The following is a 15,172-nucleotide window of genomic DNA, read 5'->3' on the forward strand; positions in this document are numbered from 1 at the left end:
TCCCTGCATAAGGGCACGATTTGATCCACAAATCCCCATACAAGAACCACCTCTGCTATTCCCCCACTTTCTGACTGCGCTCTTTTCATTGGAAAAGAGTTTTTTTCTGTTTTCATCCCAATACTGATGATCTGCGCATGAGCACAGAAAAAAATAAGGAATAACTTAGAATGTGTAAGCAAAAATTTGCGTTCTGAAAAAAGGTTTTTTTTACCATCAGGGAGAACTTTATTAAGTCTGGAAGGAGAGTAGATATGAATAAAGGATTTTGGATACTTAAAAAAGTAATTACGAAAGCACTTTACACCCTGGCCTTGATAGGAACATTCTTGCTCGGAATAGCCTTTCTGCTTTCTTTCACTTCTTTTTTTAATTTTGATAGAAAGCCCGGTGAACATTTAGCGATATCTTTTGAAGGATTTACGCTGAGACTGCAAACAATCTTCACTCAATTAATGGATTTCAGTTTTAAAAGTGTCTTAGATTTTATCAAAAACCCGAATGTTTTAGATGGTTTTATAAATTCCTATAAGGTTCTTGGCATATCATTAGTTGCGATCATCATGCTGGGAAGCATTATTGGGTTCATGGTGATCTTATTACCTATTAGGTTAAGGAGAAGATTTCATCAATTTCTGGATTATTTTGAAGGACTTCCTGATCTTTTGTTCATTTTCATCATTAATATGCTGAACATCTACCTGTTGAAGGAATTTAACTTTAAAATTTTTCCAATGTATGGATTTGGATCTTTACAGCCTGTCGCTTTTCCTGTCATTGTTACATCTTTTCTGCCTGCAGTTCTTTTTGGTTTATATATAATCAAATGTATGGAAGAGGAAGAACTTGCCCATTACGTCCAGTTAGGATATTCCAAAGGCTTATCCAGAATTTATTTATATTCTGTTTACATGCTGAGGAATATCCTGCCTGTTTTATCACTTAAATTCCGGGTCATCCTTTATATGCTGCTCTCCAATCTTATACTGGTTGAACATATGTACCATTACAAAACTACTCTTACAAACCAGATTCTTGACCAGGTATTCAGGGGAGAACATGTTTTACCGCTAATCTATGCAATTATAATTTTAATTCTCCCGGTAATCATGCTCGAGTTCCTTATCAATTTAATTGTTAAAGAGACTGTGATCAGGAAAAGAGGAGAATTCCAGTTATGAAATTACTAACATATCGGAAAACCAAATTCAGCCTGGCGGTTTTACTGGCCTTATTGATCGCAAGTATACTTTATGATTATATCGGTCCGGAGGATTATCGTTCGATGCTTGACCAGCTGTATGATGAGAACGGAAACGTCCTGAAAAATCCGCCGTATCCTCCTAGTAAAGACTATATCCTGGGTACTGACCGTGATGGCCGGGATAATTTGCTGTTAATCTTGGATGGATTAAAATATACCATTGCGGCTGTATTTATAGTATCTCTAGCAAGAGTAACCGTTGGTGCCACGTTGGGATTAATCACTGAAACCTGGACACCAGCCATTAAAGCTTTTGTTAAGGCATTTTTCCTGCCTTTTCATTATGTCCCTTTACTGTTGGTCGCTATAATCTTGATGGATGCTGTCATATTTCCTTTTAACGAGATTCCCGTTACCGTCAAAATCGAATACCAGTTGATTGTTTTATTCCTGCTTGGGTTTCCGGCTGTATTTTTCTTCACAACAGATATAGTCAAGGAGATCAGCATGAAATCGTTTGTGACAAGTTCAGCTTTATTAGGGGGAAGTAAATTTCATATTTTAAGAGTACAGATCCTGCCACATCTAAAACCGCATTTGATCCTGTTGTTTGTCCAGCAGGTATTACAAACCCTGCAAGTATTGATGGGATTGGCCCTATTCCGGCTGTTTCTCGGCGGACGCCATGAGGAAAAGATATATAATACGTCTTATCCTAAGTCCATCACCAATGAGCTTGCAGGTCTCACAGGACAAAACTTCTGGACACTCAAAAATGCTCCATGGGTCGCCTTCAGTTCGTTGGGATTGCTGCTAATTATTTTCATCCTTGTTATTGTGATCAAAAATGAAATAATCGCCAATATGGAACGGCACACTGAACAACCAGTCATATCCTTTCCCAAAAATAAACAACAAGATATCAAAGCAGACGATGATAATATTGCTCCGGCAAATTTCATCCCAATCAAACAAAAGATGCTCGATCGATAGAATCGGGCACCTTTTTATCCTAGTTTGACATCGCTTTAGAATTAAAAATGTTACTAATAGGGTTAAGCAGCATTGCGCCAATTCCCTGAATGATGGTTTTAACGATTACCTGGCCTAAAATTGCAGCGGGAACAGCTTCCCATGGAAGGAAGTTTGCTCCTAGCGGACTTAATCCAATCACGACAAAAATGACTGAATCCAGCAGACCGCCGACTAAACCGCTGTAGAAGACTCTCCAGCTCATAGGAAGATTTAGTCTTGTATATATCTCTGTATCAGTTGTTTCAGCAACAGCAAAGCTCAATGCCGAAGCAAAGACGATCGTAAGGGTATCTCCAAGAATATACGAAACGATAGCAGAAAGAACGAGTGCCAAACCGATGAACATATAAGTTCTCCCGCGTCCGTACTTATTCTGTACAAGGTCACGAAAAATGAAGGTGGCCCCTATCAATAATGTCCCCATGGGCACGATGAACATTCCAAATTGAAGCGGTGCAAGCGCGGCTGTAATTACATTGGCCGTAATAATTGAAATTAAGTATAAAAAAATTCTCATGATCTTACCTCCTGTAGTCTAAACTCCTCTTTTGTTTCCCCAAACATAGACATGAAGCTGCGGAAGCACTCTGACATCGTTCATTTCTATGTCGCACACAACCTTGTTAATAAGCCATTCATACTTATCTACCAACGAAGTCATCAGATTCAGCTGGTCTTCGGTTACAATGTCATCATTTCCTACCTGTAAAAAGAACGCTAAGTCCGGATAACGCTGATGTACTAGTTTGGCAAATTCATAGTCATCTGTATCAAAAACAACTATTTTAAGGCTGGCGTTTTTTATAGAGCCATTCTCTTTCAGACCATTTACGATTTGGTCCAAAGTTTCAAAATCTGTTTCCATACCTGAACTTGGCGGTTTTGGGGAAAGGGTCAGTGCGTCAATTTCCAAAAACCAATCCTGCCATTTGCTCCCCTGTGTTTCCAGGCAAATGCTAATCTGGTTTTCCTTTAGTAATTCAACAAGTCCAGATAGATTTTTAATGAGAGCAGGATTTCCACCTGAGATGGTGACATATGTAAAGCCATCTCCACCCAAGGCTTTCAGTTCCCTCCAGACTTCATCAGCATCCAATTGCCTGACCAAGTCCTTTCCAGATCCATCCCATGTAAAGGATGAGTCACACCAGGCACAAGAATAGTCACACCCTGCTGTACGAACGAACATGGTCTTTTGTCCGATGACCATTCCCTCTCCCTGAATTGTCGGCCCGAAAATTTCCATCACGGGTATCTTAGTCAATCTCCATCCACTCCCTTCTTGCTTCAGCATAGCTAGTGGGAGTTTCATAGAGTCTTACAAACTCGACCCTTGCACCTTGGTATAAATGCTGTCTATTTGCCAGGGCTTCTGCCATTTTTTCATAAATCCAAACTACCATGTTTTCAGCAGTTGTATTCATCGGGGGCAAAGTTTCATTCAAATATCGGTGATCCAGATATATTTCTATTTCTGATTTCCAAATCTCTTTTATGTCTCCAAAATCAATCATTAATCCGCGGTCATCAACAAAACCACTAAGACCGAATATGACTTTATAAGTATGACCGTGGAGATTTTTACATTTCCCCTCATATTCATGAAGGTGATGCGCAGCATCAAAAGTGAATTCCTTACTGACGAGCACACGTTTAGAATGGTATTTTAATTGTTCTCCCTTAATATCTTTATCTATTTTCTGAAGCTGGTCGACGATCCTGAATTCATACATCAAGAAACAACTCCTTCCAGGTACTCATCCAGCCCCTTTTTCCGCAACTTGCAGGCGGGGCAAATCCCACATCCATCTGCAATGATTCCGTTATAGCAAGTCAATGTCCTGTTCCGAACAAACTCAAAAGCGTCCAATTCATCAGCCAGCTTCCATGTCTGTGCCTTGTTCAGCCACATTAATGGTGTATGGATGACAAAGTTCTGGTCCATTGATAGGTTAAGGGTTACATTCAATGACTTAATGAACACATCCCGGCAATCAGGGTAGCCGCTGAAGTCCGTTTCGCATACACCTGTTACGATGTGCTTAGCGTTCACTTGACTCGCAAGCACACCTGCAAAGGATAAGAACAATAAGTTCCTCCCTGGCACAAAGGTTGATGGCAGTTCTCCTTCTTCTCCATCCTTCACCTCGATATCACTCCTGGTAAGTGCATTAGGCGCCAGTTGGTTGAGCAAGCTCATATCGAGAACATGGTGTTTGATCCCAAGCTCGCTTGCGATGTCTTTTGCGCATAGAATTTCTGTTCGGTGGCGCTGGTTATAATCGAAAGTAACAGCTTCAACTTCTTTGAATTCCTTCATGGCCCAGAACAGGCAAGTCGTACTATCCTGTCCTCCGCTGAACACAACAACCGCTTTTTCATTTTTCATTAGAAAACTCCTTTACAACAGAAAAAACAGTACCACTAAGACAGCAGTACTGTTTTCCCTTAGTTTTTTTGAGAGGGTAGCTAGAACCTCTTCCGTCAAAACGGAATATGTAATTTTAACTTACTCATTTTATCACATATTTTATAAAAAGAAAGCCTGTATTATTCCATCACTTTTGTGATTTTACCAAATCCTGATGCCTGAACCTTAGTGCTGACCATTTTTCGTCCAAGGAGACATTGCTGACAGCTCTATAGTCAGACAAGTCTTGAACCAGCCTGAATAATGCGTCGCGGTTAACGTCAGTTTTAACTTTTGAACTTTTCTTTGGGAAGGCGATCCAGAAGATAGCATCTTCCTTCAGTCTTGAAAGGGCTTTTGGAAACCATGTCCTTACTTCCTCACTGTTGTTCGCGAACAACAGCAAAAATTCTTTTGTGCCGCTCTCACTGTCGGACTCTTCAATTAATGACAGGTATTCTGCCGGCGCGTTCATTATACTGGCAGACCCCTGCTTGTATCGCAATTTCTTTAATAATTCATCCATTGCATCCACCCTGAAATTTAGTATTTGATCCGTTTTCAAACTGGTATAAAAGCCGAATCAACGTTAACTACAGCTTATTACAAGATATTTTAAATGGTCAAGTTCCCCAACAGGGCATCTTGCTCATTCGAAATTATTTTCAAGGAATAAAATGATTACAAGCACCTATTGTTTTCATACTATTAAAGGAGGATACAGATGGATATTGGAGCTTACTTTTCTAGAAGCCGTGATTTTTTTGAGCGGCACACTCATGGATTCCAAGATTGCGATTATCCGGAATGCCAATGTCATGATTCAGCTTTTTCCTGTGGCTCAACTGCAGATTTCCCATCAGAGGATGCGCAGCTGGAATCAAGCTCGCATCATGGATATTGCCATAGCTACAAAGATGATTGTATCCCGGTTATTTTCGACCGTCGTTATAATTTCGCAGATCGCGAATTGTGCAGCAGGCATTTCAGCGTCCGCTTAGGCGGGTTGCGGAACAAAATGGCAGCTATCCTGAGAAGGTATATCGGCTGCAAAGTTATCTTTGGACTTGATTGTGACAAAGGTAAAAAAATCCACGGCAGGATTTCCTTTGTTGGGACAGATTTTGTAGAGGTAGACATCTATGAAACAGGCAAAGGCAGTAAAAAACACAGTAAAAAGAAATATAGAATGATTCCATTTGACAATATCAACTGGTTTGAAATGGATGAAGGAAACAACGCCTGAGCAGTTGCTCAGGCGCTTCTACTTGTGAGTCAAGTTTTTTTCAGGTAGCAGAATGATGTTAAAGGTACTTCTTTAGCCTGCCCATTTTCACTGACTAGATTAACGTTTCCTTTTTCTAGCCCTGCCAATAACCCTAATACCTTTTCAGAGTTTGTATAAATTGTTACTTTTTCATTTGAAAAGGTTTTAAGGTACATTGATAACTTAATCCTGAAAAAGATCTGGATCAGCTCTGGATCATGAGCTACTGTTTCTCCAAAACTAAAGGTAAGATCCCTCCGGAAACATGGATCGATATCTAGTAAAGGAGCTTGGGATTCAGGTGGGTGATAAGGCTTTTTAGTTAAAACCAGACAAATTTTATTGAAAGGTATAATAAATGTCTTTCTATTCTTCTGGAGTTGGACAAAATCACTGCCAACTAATTGTACAAATCCTTCCAGGAAATTTTTTCCTAACTTCTTCCTTTTATACTTATGCTTGCGCTTCTTCTTGGCAAGCCGTTTCTTTTTGTAACGCTTTTTCCTCTCTGTATTCTTGTTAATTATCTCACCAATTGGTTCTGCTGGACTGGCTTCGGTATTGCTCTCATTATGATTTGAGCAGTTTAACTTAATCTTCACCATTTGACCTGCCAGGCCATCAAATAAAATCCTCCGGCCAAGCTCAGACTGTTCATTTGATAGACCAAGATCCAATAGCATGCGATTAGCTCCATCGATTTTTTCTTCTAGTTCGTGCAACCTGCCTTCTGGCATACATGATGTCGGAGAAGGGAATTTTGGAGTTTCGATTCTTTCAGGACAATCATCAGGGAAACAAAAATCGGCTTTTGGGCTGTTTGCTGAGGAGGAACTGCTTTCCGTCATCTCATGGCTTGAAGACTCCTCATCTGGAATTTCAATTTTATGCCTTTTCTTCATTGTCCCACTCCCCTTCAACTTCCTCTAGGCGCGGCAGGTTTTCCTTCGAATCCTTATGAACCCGGAAGATTCCCCACATCCCCAATTCGATGTCCCAGCGGATATTGCCGGACCGGTACAAGTAATCCCCTGGGAAATTGAAAACTCCTCCCGCTCCTCCAATCAAGCGCAAATCATCAGTATGGCCCGTAACCATATGGCCTAAAAATGACTGAATACGAGAATCAAGATCCTTGCTGTCAAATTTCCAATAATGTCCGTGAAGGTGGAATGTATGAGCTCTTCGCCTTTCTGCAGGAGTCGTAATCCGAATTACCACAGGTTCACCAGGATAAGCCTCGAATAAAGGTGTCGCTGGGTCCCCAAAAACTTCTGATGAAAAAAGCTCGTGCATTACCGGGTGTTCCTTATATCGATTGATCAGTCTTTCACTGCGGTAGTTAAAACCCCTTGATCCATAATCGTACGTATCGACTTCTTCGAGCACTTCAGTATCAGGTACCACCCCATCCATCGGATCAATAATCACTTTCCCATCTTTGTCCTCCAGCCTTACACCATCATGTAAAATGAGGACAAATTCTCTTGTTGCAGGAAGTAAGGGGTGCCGAAGAATCACATTTTCCCCTGTATTGGCTTTTTCCAGGCTGTATGGTTCCAGGTAAGTTGTAAACCTGGATTCGGCAACGAATGCACCGAAGGTACCAAACGACCGGTGATTTCGCAGATCGGCCATGTCCCACATCGAACACATGCCGAACTGGCCATCGACAAACCATCTATAAGTGATCGTTTCCCCTGGACCGACAGTTTGGTCAGGGTTGTAACCTACTGTATCTCCACTGGATGTTTTAACGTCATAATTCAGCAGGCTTGTATGAAGAGATATCCTTAATGAAGGAGGATAAAAAGATTGTTCTTTTACCGGCGGGTAAGGATGGATTCCATCTTGAAATGGAAAGAGCTCTTTCTTCAGTTCACTTGTCAGGGTGACTTCTACAAGGTCACCGACATTAGCCCTTAAGATTAGTGGCACCGGATTCTTTTTGCCAGAGAGAATGTCTTCTACATCGTCCTTTAAAGCGAAAATAATACCATATGGGTCATGATCGCCATATGAGTTATATTGGATTGGTGTCTGGAAGGCGACTACCTCGAACTTCTTGACAGGTGAGCCATGGTAAGCCCCTGGCGGCAGACTGGCAAGAGGATTTGCTTTTTCAGGCGGTTTGCCCGTTGGCTTTGGAGTTTCAGTGGATCCTTCCGGCAGCGCTTCTCGGTCAGCTAAGACGATTAAATCTTCCATTCTTCCGTTATACGCACGGATTAATCCCCATGTACCAAGCCAAACATCTTCTTCATCCTCAAAAGCCCAAAGATAATCACCGGATGCAGGGATCTCAGTCTCAAAAGTGAAGGACTCCGAGATTCCGATATGCTGCTGCGCTTTCATGGATGATCCCAAATCCGGACGCTCTTCTTTCCATCTCAGCCCATGGATATTGAAGCTGTGAGATTCTTCATGCGCTCCCTGCAACAGCCTGATCCTGATTGGGTCGCCTTCATAAGCCCTCAGTATCGGGGTAACAGGATCACCGTGAACATAGGAACTGAAGGAATAAGCAGGGTCACAATCCTCACCTAGCCTGAACTTTAAAGGTTCACATTTAAAATTGACTCCAAAGACACCTGGGTCATCCTCTGAACCAGGATATTCCGGCGGCTGGATCGGACGGCCGTTTTTATCGAATAAAAGGGCAAAATCATGGACGAAAAGTGTCTGGTCACGATAATCCGGGATCAACGGGTGTTCGACGGAAATCTGAGTACCATGGTCCACCTCGGCACCAGTTCTCGAATCAAGGAATTTTGAAAACCTTGGCTGTATCACGCCCGCCCCGAAAACTCCATGCTGCTGGTGAGAGTTAGCAAATAGATGGTCATGGAAGAAAAACGCTTTTAATTCGGTTTCCGCATACCATTCATAGCGAATGGTTTGGCCAGGAAGAACCGCACTGTCATAATTCCACCCAACATTACCTCCATCGCATGCAAGGACATCAAATTTTACAAAGTGAATGTGAAAACCATTTTCATACGTCCTGGTCACCAGCTGGAATGCATCACCATCTAAAATATGCGGCATGCGATTGGTATAATTCATCCGTATACATGTACCTGCAGGGACATGGAATACAAGCGGCTCAGGTTCTTTTTTCCCTGAAAGGATATCATCCAGGTCTTCATCCATCACATAAAATCTTGCCTTCGGGTCATGCCAGCCTTGTTTGTTATATACGACTGGCATTTCAATAGCAGAAACATTGAATTCAACTACCACCGGGTCCTGGTCAATGCAAGGGTCAACGAAAACGGCTCCCGGACGTGGATTTTCAATCGCTGCATTCCGTTCCAGTTCAGTCATCTCCCGGCCTCCAACAATGCCCATAGGTGGCCTTGGTGCTTTGTAGCCGACTTTTCCCGGAATGAAATTAGGGAATCCCGGTTTTTCAGGAGTTGGCTTTGGCGGTGCAGGACGGTCTGGCAAAGGCATTAAGGCTTTAATTCGGACTCCATTCGGATAACACTGGCTTCCATCCTGCAGAGTATTAAAAACCCTGTTGATTCCCCACATACCTATGCCGAAGTGCGGATACAGATGGCAATGGATAATTGAATCTCCGATGGCACCATGCAGGCTTCCGAGTCCATAGAGAGGCTGAATCGAATAGTGGGTTTGAGGGCTTATGGATTGGGCATCAAGAATTTCTGCATTAATATTACTTGAATCACCGAGCCATTGATGGACATGGTAGTGAAAAACATGAGTTTCTTTTACACCGCCATGGATCAGCCTGATGACTGCAGGATCCCCCACATACCCTCTTAATATAGGGGTTGCAGGATCACCGAAAACCCACGAATCATGGTGGACTTCTTCTGAATCACAGTCAGGGCATACAACTCCTGCCTCTATCAACCTTTTCCGGTTCGTCATAGGTTCATAGCGAAGATTCACTCCATGGAAGGATTCTGCTTCCTGGTTTGTCATTGGGTTGAAAGGTCGGTTCCCCGTTAAATCCCTAATTTCCATTTCATCATTGAAGAACCAGGCGTACTCCCTGAAAGATGGCAGAAAAGGATGATGTATGTCAGCATACACACCACTATTGATTGGACCGCCAGTTACAGGATCAGTCCAGCTAGAGCCCCTTTTTTGGACAAGCAGCGCCCCGAATAACCCTTGGACACTTGATCCTTGTTCGGTGCTTGAAACATTGCCCAGATCGGTGAAGAAGCAGATACCTTCCTGACTGACATTAAGCCTGTAAAGAATTTCTCCGCCAGGTTCTACCGTTGTATCCGGGTTATATCCGGCATCCGCTCCATCGGAACTGAGCACACTGTAATCTGCTTCCTGGAAGTGCATTCCTGCTGAAAAAGGAAGCTGGTTTTCAAAAAGTATTTCAACTATATCCCCCTCGTTTGCGCGAATAGCCAGCGGTTGAACAAGATCAATGGGCTTATAAGGATTCTTTCGCACGAGGTCTTTAAGCTTTGACTCATTTTCCTTCAAGACATATATTCTGCCATTAGGATTATGGTCCCCGAACGTATTAACTACTATCCTCGTTGAAATTCCGACAACATGAAATTTTCGTAACATGTATTTCCCCCCTTCATAGGAATCTAATAGTCTTCGAGTTTCGGTATCTTAGGTGCTCCAGGCCTTTCAATATAGAAAATTTCAATATTATGAATGTGAATGTACCATTCGCGGTTTTCTAATTGAGCAAAGTGCGTGGTCTCAACATCGATCATAACCGTATCACCGATCAATTCCTTGATTATGCCAACGAACATATATGGATAGGATGGAGAAATCACAAGCGTTTTGTGGCCAATTCCATTTCTGAAGTGTTCCAAAATGGCTGATTCATGGATTTCATTTACATCTGTCATTTTTGAGTAATCTGTGGACATAGGAAACAACGCCTCCATTACTTGTATGTTTAAACTAACGGAATTCTCATCGAACAATCGACGTCTGTTGTGAAATGGGCAATTTTTTCAAAAGGAATGGATAACGGAATTGGGAACTTATGAAACGGTGCATTCAAAATTTTGATTGTTACGGGAGAAAGTGTTAAATGTCCAGGTTCAACTTCAGCTACCTTTCCGCAAAAAATTGGCCTGAAGGTTTGCCCTAATAAATTTAATTGTGATGATTCCGTAATAATCAGGATTTGTTTGCCCATATGCTTGTTAAAAAAATCAAATAATGGGTCATTGACACTAGCAACATTAGAAGCAGCCGATAATGATTTTAATGGCGAGTCATGCATGTTTTGTCACCCTTTCTCGTAAATAAAACTTCTGCAATTTATGTCTTAACGAAACATACTCTTGATCATGTTCTTCCCCAACAGAAGGATCTGGCTATAAAGGCGGGCAGAACGAATATGTGTTACATCCGTGAAGGCAATTTTCCTTTCTGAGCCAAAAGATTGTAATAGGATAAAGTCCTCAGTAACCGAAGCGATCTTCCCGATTACTATTTCATCAGCTAAAACCACCTTAACCCACACTCCTTGCCACCTATGAAGGTTGCCTTTTAGTGACTCTTCGAAAAATTGCTGAATTAAAACATCTCGATTGGCAACAGTTTCACCAAAATTCGTAGTCAGTTTTCGTTTTAAGTCATTATCATAGATGAAATTTTGATGGGCATTTTCATATGTCGGCACTCCAGATGGAGAATTTGCTGATAATATCGTTTTATACGGGATCCAAATCCGATCCTTTAAGTTCGTCAGTATAGCAAAATCTCTACCGATGGCATTCACCTTACCGGAGATTTCCTGTGTATTATCTTGATGGTCAATATAGACTATTACTTCCTGATTTCGCTTCATCTTAAAAAACTTCTTTAAAATCAATGGTTTTTTAAATTCAGGAACAGCATTCGCCAGTGTGTGAAGATTTTTTTGTTCCAGGTATTCGGCAATGATTTTATTCTCTTCTAGTGGTGTTGCACTTGGTGGAGAGGTGATCTGATTTCCGACTTCGTGAATAGGATCAACCTGCCTGACTTCATTCCTTCTGTTCTCTAACAAATTTCTTAAATAATCCGAATGACGCATACCTGTTCTCAACGAATTGCCCCCTTCGAGCGAATTTTCCCATTATCATATGAGGCAAATATCATAAACGTCATTGCAATTGACAAAAAATTCAAACACCACAAATTTAATTGTGAATACATTGAACAGTAGAGGTGATATGTCATGCCGGAATGGATTGTGATTTTTTACCCAATTAATTTCTTGTCCGCATACGTTCTATATATCTATCTATACAATCGAAGAAAACAAATCGGCTTTCACTTAGGAATGAATATAACGATGGTGGCTGCTGGAGGTTTGGCTCTCGGGACAGGGATTATTTTTATCAACATGTATCCTTTTTACTTTTTGGAAGCGACCTTGTTTTCAGTCATCATAGGCGGTATTTCAGGAATCTTGTTTGGCAGCCTCTTTGACTATCAAACTTTATTGTCTGGTTATATAACAGGGCTAATGATGGGAATCATGGCGCCTATGGTTGGAGCTTCTGCATATGAAGGTGTAATGTTCTTAATCATGATCGAGATTTTCATCCTCAGCTCTTTTTGCATAGCGGCCTCCTCGGCCTACAAAACCTGATTCAGTAATCTGGAGGGGGTGTCTTATGCAGATATTATTAATCTCCATAACTGTCATCAATTTTTTGATTGGAGCCTGGCTATATTATGTACTTCGGAAATCGAGATTTCTTTTTAGTGACAGGTTTGGATATACAGCCTCTTATTTTGCCAGCAGCACATTGGGACTGGTTGCTTCACTAAATTTCATACTACTTTTCCCTAACCATTCCGAAATTGTTGGGGTGCTTAACATTATACTTGGTATCACGATGGGGTTTTTATATGGCTCAATGTTGAATGCACAATCATTGATTACAGGGATTTATAACGGCGGCATAAGCGCAATAATGGGAACGATGCTTGGTTTGGTGGTAAAAAACCCAGCTATTTGCGGTCTTCCTGGTACCATTGCCTCCGAACAAAAAATGATAATCTTCTTTGCCCTTTTCAGTCTGTGTATCCAGGGGATATCTGCTATATTGCTCTTATTTTCTTTCAAAGCATGAACAGATCATTGTAATGTTGAAGAACTTAATGTGACTTTAACGGGACCATTTCGCTATGTATGGGCACATCAATGTACTCAAAGCGGCCCTTAGCTGAATGGAAACCACAGTAAAGGACAAAAGCAGCCTCATTCAGGCTGCTTTTTTGTCTACTTTATTGAAAAGCCGTCAAATAGCCTTCCACCGAAGGGCTCTAAAATCTGTTCAGCCAATTCTATGACCATATTTTTATTACCTGTACTGTAATAATTGGAAAAAGCTTCTACGAATTGTTCAGTGAATACGGGATCATAATGATTTAATTCTCTCACTACCCATTTAGATTTGCCGATCCACCTCTTGTTTGCTCTTAACACAAATTCCTGCAGCTGTTCAGCCAGCGTGGCTGCAATGAAGATTTCCTCTGCCTTGTTGTCAGATCCAATGAAATCATCAAGCGTATCAGTAATGAAATATCTTTTTAACTCGATTTCTTTCTCGGTCAACTCCTCTGGTCCCAGCTCTATTATCCTTTTTGCTTCATCAATTATTTCCCGGACAAAATCGCTTTCCCTAATAACCTTTCCTTCCGAAACCATTCTCGGCAAGCTTGGTCTTGCCCTTTTTATATCACTTTCAAAGAAAAGCTTATAGGACTGTAAATTATGGACGAAAACCTCGATCGGCCACCCATAAGCTATTAAAGACTCCCTGCGGGGTGTTGCAATATCCTTATCGAATACGACGATATCCAAGTCAGATGTAGCAGTTGCTTCTCCCCTGGTTACACTCCCGGCCAGCAGTGCTGCGTCACAGTCCGGGAAGCGCTCCTTCACAAACTTTTGCGCTGTTTCAAGTGCTGATAATCTAGTAGGCATGTCCATGTGCAAAATCCTCCATTAACTATTCATAAGGTTATTATTAGTGACAACACAAAATTTGTCGACAATATTGCGAATGTTTTATAAGACAACTTCAGTGGTATCCTACAGTATAAAAGTAGTTGAATCAGGAGGATATACTATGTCATTGTCTTTAAATAAATTGTTAATACCTGCAGGATTGGCAGTTTTGCTCATTACTGGCTGCAATAGCGATGAGGCAGAGCAAGGTGTGAAAGAGCTAGAAGAGGAAACAAAGAACGCTGCCCAGGAAACCGAGGAAAAATCAAAAGAAGTAGTGGATAAGGTAAAAGAAGAAGCTCCGGGAATTATCCAGAACATGAAGGACACATATAAAGAAAGCGAACAAGAAGTTAAAGACAATACACTGCAGGCTGGAGATAAGGTAACTGTACAAAAAGATGCCTACCTTGCACTTACACCAGAAGCATATGATGAGCTCTATCAGTTGATTGAAATTAATGATGTAGAAGGTGTAGACAAGATCGTACAGGATAATAAAGTGAATGAAATCAAGAAAGGCAGTCAAGCTGAAGTCTTGGAAAGAGAGATTAGACGAACTAAAGTAAAAATGACAGATTCCGGTGAGGAAGGATACCTTCCTACTACTATGCTTGAACCTGTCCAATAACCAGATTAAGACCCTGAATTATGTTCAGGGTCTTATTTTAGGTACTATTGTTTTCCTGTAAAAGTATCCGGCATCACAACAGCGATTACTTCCCCTTTAGCACAAAGAATTTCCCCAGCATAAACTTCAGTTTCAACTCGATATTTCTTTGGATGAATTTCATGTACGGTTCCTATTGCTTTTAAGGCTGTTCCTTGAGGAGTCGGCTTCATGAAATCGACATGCAAGGATGCTGTGACAAATCTTGGCGGTTCAGCTCCGTCACCTGGTTCGTATCCATTTTTACGATGCAGGTAGAGTGCAGCTGAACCGGTACCATGACAATCCACAAAAGAGCCAATCACGCCGCCATAGACAAATCCTGGCAGTGCCATATGTTCTTTTTGGGGATTGTAGATGGATATTGTCTTGTCACCGTCCCAGCCTGTCCGAAAATGATGTCCCTGCTCGTTCATCCTCCCACACCCATAACACCATGCAAAATCCTCCGGGTATTCATCCTGGATGGCTTTCAACACTTTTTCTTCCATTGTGCTTCCCCCTTGTCAATCCGAATCTATAATACTTTCTTCGATAGTTGATTGAATTCCTTTAAAAAATTCGAATTCCTTTCTGGATGTATACAATGGATGTATTTGTGCAACATATTT

The 15,172-nt window shown here is 41.4% G+C and carries 18 protein-coding genes and 1 riboswitch; of the genes, 6 read left to right on the top strand and 12 right to left on the bottom strand.

Going from position 1 to position 15,172, the window contains the following annotated elements; all coding sequences use genetic code 11:
• The first annotated feature begins 254 nt into the window (after positions 1-254).
• Positions 255-1,181, top strand: coding sequence for a hypothetical protein (locus J7I80_RS03220; protein ID WP_214735970.1), 927 nt, complete (start codon positions 255-257; stop codon positions 1,179-1,181).
• Entirely contained in the window at positions 1,178-2,197 is a 1,020-nt protein-coding gene (locus J7I80_RS03225; RefSeq protein WP_214735971.1) for a hypothetical protein, read from the top strand. Before J7I80_RS03220 ends, J7I80_RS03225 begins: the two co-directional genes overlap by 4 nt.
• Positions 2,198-2,216: 19 nt before the next feature.
• On the opposite strand, the gene J7I80_RS03230 is transcribed toward J7I80_RS03225, so the two are convergent.
• The 5 genes from J7I80_RS03230 to J7I80_RS03250 form a co-directional block, all read right to left on the bottom strand.
• On the bottom strand, positions 2,217-2,756 hold the full coding sequence (locus J7I80_RS03230) for a VUT family protein (protein ID WP_214735972.1): 540 nt from the start codon (positions 2,754-2,756) through the stop codon (positions 2,217-2,219).
• 18 nt (positions 2,757-2,774) lie between these two features.
• A complete protein-coding gene (gene queE, locus J7I80_RS03235; RefSeq protein WP_214735973.1) occupies positions 2,775-3,503 on the bottom strand; it encodes a 7-carboxy-7-deazaguanine synthase QueE in 729 nt (242 codons plus the stop codon).
• On the bottom strand, positions 3,496-3,972 hold the full coding sequence (queD, locus tag J7I80_RS03240) for a 6-carboxytetrahydropterin synthase QueD (RefSeq protein WP_214735974.1): 477 nt from the start codon (positions 3,970-3,972) through the stop codon (positions 3,496-3,498). Before queD ends, queE begins: the two co-directional genes overlap by 8 nt.
• The gene (gene queC / locus J7I80_RS03245; RefSeq protein ID WP_214735975.1) at positions 3,972-4,628 is read right to left on the bottom strand and encodes a 7-cyano-7-deazaguanine synthase QueC; all 657 of its coding nucleotides are present in this window, start codon (positions 4,626-4,628) and stop codon (positions 3,972-3,974) included. The genes queD and queC overlap by 1 nt, the downstream gene beginning before the upstream one ends.
• Before the next feature lie 53 nt (positions 4,629-4,681).
• Positions 4,682-4,724: riboswitch (PreQ1 riboswitch) on the bottom strand.
• A gap of 73 nt (positions 4,725-4,797) precedes the next feature.
• Positions 4,798-5,175, bottom strand: coding sequence for a hypothetical protein (locus J7I80_RS03250; protein ID WP_214735976.1), 378 nt, complete (start codon positions 5,173-5,175; stop codon positions 4,798-4,800).
• Positions 5,176-5,373: 198 nt separating this feature from the next.
• Between J7I80_RS03250 and J7I80_RS03255 the strand changes: the two genes are divergently transcribed.
• Complete coding sequence (locus J7I80_RS03255) at positions 5,374-5,895, top strand: hypothetical protein (RefSeq protein ID WP_214735977.1); 522 nt, start codon at positions 5,374-5,376, stop codon at positions 5,893-5,895.
• 29 nt (positions 5,896-5,924) lie between these two features.
• On the opposite strand, the gene J7I80_RS03260 is transcribed toward J7I80_RS03255, so the two are convergent.
• The 5 genes from J7I80_RS03260 to J7I80_RS03280 are packed head-to-tail and all read right to left on the bottom strand — an operon-like array spanning position 5,925 to position 11,974.
• A complete protein-coding gene (locus tag J7I80_RS03260; RefSeq protein ID WP_214735978.1) occupies positions 5,925-6,818 on the bottom strand; it encodes a hypothetical protein in 894 nt (297 codons plus the stop codon).
• Positions 6,802-10,485 carry a multicopper oxidase domain-containing protein gene (locus tag J7I80_RS03265; RefSeq protein WP_214735979.1) on the bottom strand — a complete coding sequence of 1,228 codons (3,684 nt, stop codon included), beginning with the start codon at positions 10,483-10,485 and terminating at the stop codon, positions 6,802-6,804. Before J7I80_RS03265 ends, J7I80_RS03260 begins: the two co-directional genes overlap by 17 nt.
• Positions 10,486-10,508: 23 nt before the next feature.
• Positions 10,509-10,802, bottom strand: a complete 294-nt coding sequence (locus J7I80_RS03270; RefSeq protein ID WP_214735980.1) for a hypothetical protein — start codon at positions 10,800-10,802, stop codon at positions 10,509-10,511.
• Positions 10,803-10,831: 29 nt separating this feature from the next.
• Positions 10,832-11,164, bottom strand: coding sequence for a hypothetical protein (locus tag J7I80_RS03275; RefSeq protein ID WP_251027565.1), 333 nt, complete (start codon positions 11,162-11,164; stop codon positions 10,832-10,834).
• A 45-nt stretch (positions 11,165-11,209) separates the two neighbouring features.
• Positions 11,210-11,974, bottom strand: coding sequence for a hypothetical protein (locus J7I80_RS03280; protein ID WP_214735981.1), 765 nt, complete (start codon positions 11,972-11,974; stop codon positions 11,210-11,212).
• Positions 11,975-12,106: 132 nt separating this feature from the next.
• Between J7I80_RS03280 and J7I80_RS03285 the strand changes: the two genes are divergently transcribed.
• Both J7I80_RS03285 and J7I80_RS03290 read left to right on the top strand, forming a co-directional pair.
• Complete coding sequence (locus J7I80_RS03285) at positions 12,107-12,523, top strand: hypothetical protein (protein ID WP_214735982.1); 417 nt, start codon at positions 12,107-12,109, stop codon at positions 12,521-12,523.
• A gap of 25 nt (positions 12,524-12,548) precedes the next feature.
• A complete protein-coding gene (locus tag J7I80_RS03290) occupies positions 12,549-13,010 on the top strand; it encodes a hypothetical protein (RefSeq protein WP_214735983.1) in 462 nt (153 codons plus the stop codon).
• Positions 13,011-13,159: 149 nt separating this feature from the next.
• Here the strand turns inward: J7I80_RS03290 and J7I80_RS03295 are convergent, their stop codons facing one another.
• Positions 13,160-13,873: a nucleotidyltransferase domain-containing protein gene (locus tag J7I80_RS03295; protein WP_251027566.1), complete on the bottom strand. Its 714-nt coding sequence runs from the start codon at positions 13,871-13,873 to the stop codon at positions 13,160-13,162.
• Positions 13,874-14,012: 139 nt separating this feature from the next.
• Between J7I80_RS03295 and J7I80_RS03300 the strand changes: the two genes are divergently transcribed.
• A complete protein-coding gene (locus J7I80_RS03300) occupies positions 14,013-14,522 on the top strand; it encodes a hypothetical protein (RefSeq protein WP_214735984.1) in 510 nt (169 codons plus the stop codon).
• Positions 14,523-14,566: 44 nt separating this feature from the next.
• On the opposite strand, the gene J7I80_RS03305 is transcribed toward J7I80_RS03300, so the two are convergent.
• A complete protein-coding gene (locus J7I80_RS03305) occupies positions 14,567-15,052 on the bottom strand; it encodes a PaaI family thioesterase (protein WP_214735985.1) in 486 nt (161 codons plus the stop codon).
• Positions 15,053-15,172 lie beyond the last annotated feature (120 nt).

The organism is Bacillus sp. ISL-41 (genome assembly GCF_018613235.1).
Lineage (GTDB): Bacteria > Bacillota > Bacilli > Bacillales > Cytobacillaceae > Mesobacillus.